This is a genomic window from Streptomyces sp. NPDC057543, from assembly GCF_042801895.1.
Classification (GTDB): domain Bacteria; phylum Actinomycetota; class Actinomycetes; order Streptomycetales; family Streptomycetaceae; genus Streptomyces.
This window is the reverse complement of record NZ_JBHVFF010000427.1, coordinates 1-5,132: the sequence shown is the minus strand read 5'-3', so window position 1 is coordinate 5,132 and position 5,132 is coordinate 1. Positions and strand designations below refer to the sequence as shown.

Here is a 5,132-nt window from a genome sequence, read left to right as displayed (position 1 = left end):
CGCCGGGGGGGGCGCCGCGGCCCCGGCCGCCCCCGGTGCTGCTCAGCCTCCCCAACTGGCGGGGGGCCCGCCCGCGCCCCCCCCCCCCCGGCGCGCCCGCCCGCACTCCCCGTCAGTCAGCGAAATGTATATGCCCGAGGAGGCGAACCCTTTTGAGTACGGGATCCGGAGCAGACTCCGCCCCCGCACCGACTTCCACCCACGAGAGCAAGCCCGGCGGGACCTTCTCGTCGCTGAAGATCCGTAACTACCGCCTGTTCGCCACGGGCGCCGTGATCTCCAACACCGGCACCTGGATGTCCCGCATCACGCAGGACTGGCTCGTCCTGAGCCTCACCGGGTCCGCCACCGCCGTCGGCATCACCACGGCCCTCCAGTTCCTCCCGATGCTTCTCTTCGGCCTGTACGGCGGCGTCATCGCCGACCGTCTCCCGAAGCGGAAGCTCCTTCTCGTCAGCCAGGCGGCGCTCGGCCTGTGCGGGATCGCCCTCGCGGTGCTCACGCTCTCCGGTGTCGTCCAGGTGTGGCACGTCTACCTCATCGCATTCCTGCTCGGCATGGTGACGGTCGTCGACAACCCGGCCCGCCAGTCGTTCGTCTCCGAGATGGTCGGCCCCGCCCAGCTGCGGAACGCGGTCAGCCTCAACTCGGCGAACTTCCAGTCCGCCCGCCTCATCGGTCCCGCCGTCGCCGGTGTCCTGATCACCACGGTGGGCAGCGGCTGGGCCTTCATGTTCAACGGTCTGTCCTTCGCCGCTCCGCTCGTCGGCCTGATGCTGATGCGTACGAGCGAGCTGCACAAGGCCACCGTCGTACCCCGCGCCAAGGGCCAACTGCGCGAGGGACTGCGCTACGTCTCCGGCCACCCCGAGCTCATCTGGCCGATCGTGCTGGTCGGCTTCGTCGGCACGTTCGGGTTCAACTTCCCGATCTGGCTCACGGCCTTCGCGGACGAGATCTTCCACGGTGGCGCCGGGATGTACTCGTTCTTCAACATCCTCATGGCGGCAGGCTCCCTCGCGGGCGCCCTGCTCGCCGCCCGCCGCCGCACTTCGCGGCTGCGGATGCTGGTGGCCGCGGGCACCGCGTTCGGACTGCTGGAGATCATCGCCTCCCTGTCGCCGTCCGTCTGGCTCTTCGCGATCCTGCTGGTCCCGATCGGCATGATCGGCCTGACGACCAACATCAGCGCGAACACGAGCGTCCAGATGGCCGCTGATCCGGCCATGCGCGGTCGGGTCATGAGCCTGTACATGATGGTCTTCGCCGGGGGTACGCCGGTGGGCGCCCCGATCGTCGGCTGGATCAGCGACGCGTACGGGGTCCGTACGGGCATGGCGGTCGGCGGTGCGTTCTCGCTGGTCGCAGCGGTCGGCGTCGGCCTCATGCTGGCCCGCGTCGGTGGCCTCCGCCTCCGGGTCGACCTCCGCCCGGGGCGCCCGCACGTGCGGTTCGTACCGCGTGAGGAGCTGGCCACGGCGGCCTGAGGGTCGTCCGCGCAGCACAAGGCACGGCCCCGACCGGTTGTCCCCCGGTCGGGGCCGTGTCGCTGTCGCGCGCGTCGGGGGCCTCAGTCGCGGGGGAATCCGCCCGTCTCCAGACGGTCATCGTGCCGCTCCTCCGCGCAGCCGCACGGGCGCGGGCAGCCGCGTAGTACAACGATACGCACGGAGACGAAGACACGCCGTTACGGTGCGACACTCGGCCCATGAGCAGTCTGAGACTCTTTGTCGCCGTTCTGCCGCCCGACCACGCCCTCCAGGAACTGCGCCGTGCCGTCACCCCGCTGCGCGCGCTCCCCGGGGCCGGGAGACTGCGCTGGACCGGTGAGCCGGGGTGGCACTTCACGCTCGCGTTCCTCGGGGCCGTGGACGAGGAGGTGCTGCCCGAGCTGCGGGTGCGCCTCGCACGGGCGGCCGGCCGCACCGAGCCCTTCCCGCTGCGCCTCCACCGTGGCGGCCGGTTCGGTGGGCGGGTGCTGTGGATCGGGGCCGCGGGCGAACTCGACACGCTGCGGCTCCTCGCCGAACGCGCCGACGCAGCGGCCCGCCGCTCCGGCATCGCGATGGACGAGCACCGCCACTACAGCGCGCACCTCACCCTGGCCCGCAGTCGCACCGAGACCGACCTGCGCCCCTACGTCACGGCCCTCGAAGGTTTCGAGGGCACCTCGTGGGAGGTCGGCGAGGTCGCCCTCGTGCGCAGCAACCTGCCGGTCACCGGGGTGGCCGGTGAGCGGCCGAGGTACGAGGTGATCGGATCCTGGTCGCTGGGCCACTGAGACCGCCGGTTACGCTCGAAGGGTGGATCCGAAGACCAGAAACCGCATCATGGCAGCCGTGCTCGTGCTGATGTTCGTCGTCGTCGCCGTGGCAGCCGCCGTCGGTCAGTGACGGCCGGCGTCAGCGGCCGTGCCGCAGACGCCTGATCCGTCGGCGCAGGTGCCGCGCGAGCCTAAGGACCCAAGGGCTTGCAAGGACTCATCACCTTGATTCCCTGCAAGCCCTTCTTAGGCCCGTCGGGCCCCGAGGGCCAGGGCTGTCTCCCCGGCGAACGCCTCCGGGTTGTCCAGCATGATGTTGTGCCCGCACTCCGGGACCGCCACGACCCGTACCCCGTTCTCGATCAGCGTGTCCTCGCCGGGCAGCGGCCCGTCGTCCAGAGGGCGCAGATACGTACGCGGGATCTTCAGCTCCAGCAGCAGCTCGCGCATCGTCGGCGTCGTCCCGCGGGCGAGGTGCACCCCGGTGCGGTGCAGCGCCTCGGGTCCCGCGAGGCGCATGGTCGCCCACCAGTGGGGCCCCACCCGGTCGCGCACTTCCTCCAGGCCGCCGGCCAGGAACTCCTCCTCCGTGTACCGGGCGAGGCCGCTGCTGCCCGGCCGAGCCGGGTCCGGGGCGGCCGGGTCCAGATTGGCGTCGACCAGCACCAGCCGGGCCACCAGCTGCGGGTGGCGTGCCGCGAGCACGATGGCCACCGCGCCGCCCATGCTGTGCGCGACCACGTCCGTGTCGTGCGCGTCGGCCGCCGCCAGCGCCGCCGCCACCGCGTCGGCGTGCTCTTCGAGCGTGTAGCCGAAGTCCGTGGGGCGGTCGCTGATCCCGAAGCCGAGCAGGTCCATGAGCAGCGACCGGGCGTCGGCCAGCAGGGGATGCGTGGCGCTCGCGGTGAAGTACGGACCGGACGACGCCCCGAGCCCGTGCAGATAGACCCGGGTACGGGACGTGCCGGGGCGGCCGGGAACTTCCACCCACCGGATGCGCGCGCCGCCGGGTGTCACCTGAGCGTCCTTCATGCCTTCTCCTCGTCTCGTCGCCGGCTCGTCAGTGCATCGGTGAGACTATACATCGGCACCGAGGCATAACGTCATCAGGGATGATGCCTTCATGCTGGAACTGGCCATCCTGGGATTTCTGTACGAGCAGCCGCTGCACGGCTACGAGCTGAAGCGTCGCGTCGCCCACCTCACCGGGCACGTCCGCCCCATCGCGGACGGCACGCTCTACCCCGCGATCAAGCGCCTGGAGCGCGCCGGATGGCTGGAGCGCCGGACCGAGCCGGGCAGCAGGGCCGCCCCCCGCCACAACCTGACCCTGACCGGGCCCGGCCGCGAGGAGCTGCGGCGCCGACTGCGGGAGGCCGACGACGTGGACATCAGCGACGAGAACCGCTGGTTCACCGTCCTCGCCTTCCTCCGCCATCTGGGGTCCCCGGCCGAGCAGGCGGAGGTGCTGCGGCGCCGGCTCGCGTTCCTGGAGGAGCCGAGCAGTTTCTTCTACGAGGGCGAGCGGCCGCTCGGCGCCGAGGAGTTCGAGGACCCGTTCCGGCAAGGTCTGCTACGGATCGCCCGCGCGACGAGTGAGGCGGAGCTGAGCTGGCTCGGGGAGGCGCTGGACGAACTCGGAACGCCGCTCTGAGGCGGGTACGGGAACGGGCCGCCGTCGCCCTCGCCCCCGATGACGCGGGGCGGGGCGGCGGCGGCCCGTACCTGTCGGACGGACGACCCGTCAGGCCGGCTGCCCGACTGGCCGCCCGACCATCCGTCGGATCACCGTCACCAGGCGAACGCCTCCGGCGACGGCCCCGGCCCCGGGAAGATCTCGTCCAGCGACGCCAGCAGTTCCGCGGAGAGATCCAGCTCCACCGCCCGCAGCGCCGAGTCCAACTGCTCCTGGTTGCGCGGTCCGACGATCGGCCCCGTCACCCCCGGCTGCGCCAGCAGCCACGCCAGGCCGACCTCGCCCGGCTCCAGGCCGTGCTTGTCGAGCAGGTCCTCGTACGCCTGGATCTTCTCGCGCTGCGCCGAGTTCTTCAGCGCGTCCGCACTGCGCCCGGAGGCCGAGCGCCCGGCCGTTCCCTCGCGCTCCTTCTTCAGCACGCCGCCCAGCAGGCCGCCGTGCAGCGGGGACCACGGGATGACGCCGAGTCCGTACTCCTGAGCTGCCGGGATGACCTCCATCTCGGCGCGGCGCTCGATCAGGTTGTAGATGCACTGCTCACTGACCAGGCCCAACGAGCCGCGCCGGGCGGCCAGTTCATTGGCCTGGGCGATCTTGTAACCGGCGAAGTTCGACGAGCCCGCGTAGAGGATCTTGCCCTGCTGGATCAGGACGTCGATCGCCTGCCAGATCTCCTCGAAGGGGGTGTTCCGGTCGACGTGGTGGAACTGGTAGAGGTCGATGTAGTCCGTCTGGAGCCGCTTCAGCGACGCCTCGACCGAGCGCCGGATGTTCACGGCGGAGAGCTTGTCGTGGTTCGGCCAGGCCTCGCCGTCGGCGGCCATGTTCCCGTACATCTTGGTGGCCAGGACCACCTTGTCGCGGCGTTCGCCGCCCTGGGCGAACCAGGTGCCGATGATCTCCTCGGTGCGGCCCTTGTTCTCGCCCCAGCCGTATACGTTCGCGGTGTCGAAGAAATTCAGGCCGGTGTCCAGCGCCGCGTCCATGATGGTGTGGCTGTCGACCTCATTTGTCTGCGGGCCGAAGTTCATGGTGCCGAGGACGAGACGGCTGACTTTGAGTCCGGTGCGTCCGAGCTGCGTGTACTCCATGGGCACCAAGCCAACGCCTTCGAGTCCGCTCGAAGCAAGAGCGACCTGGAACGCGCCCTGCCCCCGGCGCGGTGCCGGGGGC

Annotated in this window: 5 protein-coding genes; 3 read left to right on the top strand and 2 right to left on the bottom strand. The window is 70.9% G+C overall.

What is annotated here, in order from left to right:
- The first annotated feature begins 152 nt into the window (after positions 1-152).
- Together ACFU8Q_RS38900 and thpR are read left to right on the top strand one after the other, a co-directional pair.
- A complete protein-coding gene (locus ACFU8Q_RS38900) occupies positions 153-1,487 on the top strand; it encodes an MFS transporter (protein WP_384464139.1) in 1,335 nt (444 codons plus the stop codon).
- A gap of 221 nt (positions 1,488-1,708) precedes the next feature.
- The gene (thpR, locus tag ACFU8Q_RS38895; RefSeq protein WP_384464136.1) at positions 1,709-2,281 is read left to right on the top strand and encodes an RNA 2',3'-cyclic phosphodiesterase; all 573 of its coding nucleotides are present in this window, start codon (positions 1,709-1,711) and stop codon (positions 2,279-2,281) included.
- A 228-nt stretch (positions 2,282-2,509) separates the two neighbouring features.
- Here the strand turns inward: thpR and ACFU8Q_RS38890 are convergent, their stop codons facing one another.
- Positions 2,510-3,295, bottom strand: a complete 786-nt coding sequence (locus ACFU8Q_RS38890; protein WP_384464133.1) for an alpha/beta fold hydrolase — start codon at positions 3,293-3,295, stop codon at positions 2,510-2,512.
- A 91-nt stretch (positions 3,296-3,386) separates the two neighbouring features.
- Here ACFU8Q_RS38890 and ACFU8Q_RS38885 point away from each other — a divergent pair, with 91 nt between their 5' ends.
- Positions 3,387-3,917 carry a PadR family transcriptional regulator gene (locus ACFU8Q_RS38885; RefSeq protein WP_384464130.1) on the top strand — a complete coding sequence of 177 codons (531 nt, stop codon included), beginning with the start codon at positions 3,387-3,389 and terminating at the stop codon, positions 3,915-3,917.
- Between the two features lie 137 nt (positions 3,918-4,054).
- Here ACFU8Q_RS38885 and ACFU8Q_RS38880 read toward each other — a convergent pair whose 3' ends face one another.
- A complete protein-coding gene (locus tag ACFU8Q_RS38880) occupies positions 4,055-5,050 on the bottom strand; it encodes an aldo/keto reductase (RefSeq protein ID WP_384464142.1) in 996 nt (331 codons plus the stop codon).
- Positions 5,051-5,132: the final 82 nt, after the last annotated feature.

What these genes read in the sequence shown, in the direction of transcription:
- ACFU8Q_RS38885 (WP_384464130.1), top strand. Translation starts at nt 3,387, where the DNA reads ATGCTGGAACTGGCCATCCTGGGATTTCTGTACGAGCAGCCGCTGCAC.
- ACFU8Q_RS38890 (WP_384464133.1), bottom strand. Translation starts at nt 3,295, where the DNA reads ATGAAGGACGCTCAGGTGACACCCGGCGGCGCGCGCATCCGGTGGGTG.
- thpR (WP_384464136.1), top strand. Translation starts at nt 1,709, where the DNA reads ATGAGCAGTCTGAGACTCTTTGTCGCCGTTCTGCCGCCCGACCACGCC.
- ACFU8Q_RS38880 (WP_384464142.1), bottom strand. Translation starts at nt 5,050, where the DNA reads ATGGAGTACACGCAGCTCGGACGCACCGGACTCAAAGTCAGCCGTCTC.